The organism is Burkholderia sp. Se-20378 (assembly GCF_017104665.1).
GTDB lineage: Bacteria > Pseudomonadota > Gammaproteobacteria > Burkholderiales > Burkholderiaceae > Burkholderia > Burkholderia lata.
Genome location: NZ_JAAGPG010000966.1, coordinates 1 through 1,827 on the forward strand (window position 1 = coordinate 1; position 1,827 = coordinate 1,827).

The following is a 1,827-nucleotide window of genomic DNA, read 5'->3' on the forward strand; positions in this document are numbered from 1 at the left end:
CGCGGGCGACACGGCGCACGCCGCGCCGCCGGTCGGCTCGTGCGGCCGCTAGCGCCTGCCGCGTACGTCGCGTTGCATTGACTTGCCTCGCATTCGGCGTGACGCCCGCCAGCCGGGCAGCGGCGCCTTTCGACGGGAAGCAGTACCACGATACGCCGCGCGACGACGCGGCAGGAGGAGACATGAAGAAGATGATCGCGGCGGCGCTGATCGGCGCGCTGTGGGGGAGCGCGCACGCGCAGTCGAGCGTGACGCTGTTCGGCCGGATCGGCGGCGGCGTGCGCTGGGTCAACGGCTTGCCGGGCGGCAGCCAGGTCGGCTACAACAACAACATCGTCGCGGGCAACGAGTTCGGCATTCGCGGCAGGGAGGATCTCGGCGGCGGGCTGAAGGCGCTGTTCGTGCTCGACGGCGCGTTCAACAGCGGCACTGGTGCGCTGAAGACGTCCGGCACGTTGTTTTCGCAGGCCGCGTATGTCGGCCTGGCCGGCGATTTCGGCCGCCTGACGCTCGGCCGCCAGTTCAATGCCGCGGAGGATCTCGGCATTGCGCTCGATCCGCTCGGCGGGCGCGGGCAATCGCTCGCGGTCGAGCCGGGCGTGCAGTTCGACGGCAACTTCTTCACGCTCGATTCGCGCTTCAACAACACGATCAAGTATCTCGGGCAGGTGGGCGGCCTGCGGTTCGGCGCGAACTATTCGCCCGGCGGCGTCGCGGGCAGCGCGCATGCGGGCACCAGCTATTCGACGGCCGCGATGTACACGTACTCGGACCTGATGGGCGGCGTGTCGTATGCGAAGACCTACAGCCCGGACGGCTCGCAGTCGGCGCAGACGATCCAGGCGGGCGGCACGCTGCAGCTCGGCCGTACGCGCTTCTACCTGAGCTACGCGTCGCTGAACGTGAGCGCGAACAAGGCCGGCGCGCCGTCGCGGCGTGACGACATCCCGTCGTTCGGCGTCGTCGTGCAGCCGCTGCCGTCGGTGCAGTTGAGCGCGGCCGCGTTCTACGACCGCGCGCGCAATCTCGGCAACGTGTCGGGCGCGGACGGTCACAAGCTGACGACCTACGCGATCGCCGAATACTTCCTGTCGAAGCGCACCGAGCTGTATGTCGAGGTCGACCGCAACGGGATGACCGGGGCGTACATGCGCGACCCGGCAACGATCGCGGCGCTGAACCTGCGGCGCGGGGCGAGCGCGACGACCGGGGTGTCGATCGGGCTGATGACGCAGTTCTGAGTGCCTTTCAACGATTTTTCAGGAGTGTGATTCGATCATGCGTACTTCATCCCGACTCGCCGCAGCGTTGCTGACGGCCGCATGCTGGACCGTCACCGCCCACGCACAACCCGATGCCGCGAGCGCGGCGATCCCGGCATCGGCGGAGGCGGCCGTACAGGCGTCGGCACAGGCGCCTGCGCCGGCGGACCTGTCGCCGGCGCACCGCAAGGCGGCCGACCGCAAGCTGAAACGCCGCGTCAGCACGGCGCTCGCGCGCACGAAGAACCTCAACGTCACACGCATCCTCGTGCGGGTGCGCGACGGCAGCGGAACGCTCAGCGGCTCGGTCACGGAGACGAACCAGGTGACGCTCGCGGCGGCGGTTGCGCGGCGCGTCGACGGGGTCGCGTCGGTGTCGAACCTGCTGCGCATCGACGGCCAGCAGCCGTGATCGCCGGCACACGGTCGTTTTCTTTCCACTACGAGACATGATTCGATGCGAATTCATCGACGCTTTACCGCCGCCCGGCGCACTCGCCGGCTGGCCGACGCCTTCGTCCTGGCCGGCGGGCTCGCGCTCGCCGCGATCGCGCACGCGGTGCCG

2 protein-coding genes are annotated in these 1,827 nt (G+C 69.4%); both read left to right on the top strand.

The annotated features are described in order from the left end of the window. The first annotated feature begins 182 nt into the window (after positions 1–182). Positions 183–1,241, top strand: coding sequence for a porin (locus tag G3N93_RS39415; protein ID WP_206135462.1), 1,059 nt, complete (start codon positions 183–185; stop codon positions 1,239–1,241). A gap of 37 nt (positions 1,242–1,278) precedes the next feature. Next, positions 1,279–1,674 carry a BON domain-containing protein gene (locus G3N93_RS42560; RefSeq protein WP_206135463.1) on the top strand — a complete coding sequence of 132 codons (396 nt, stop codon included), beginning with the start codon at positions 1,279–1,281 and terminating at the stop codon, positions 1,672–1,674. The last annotated feature ends 153 nt before the right edge of the window (positions 1,675–1,827 follow it).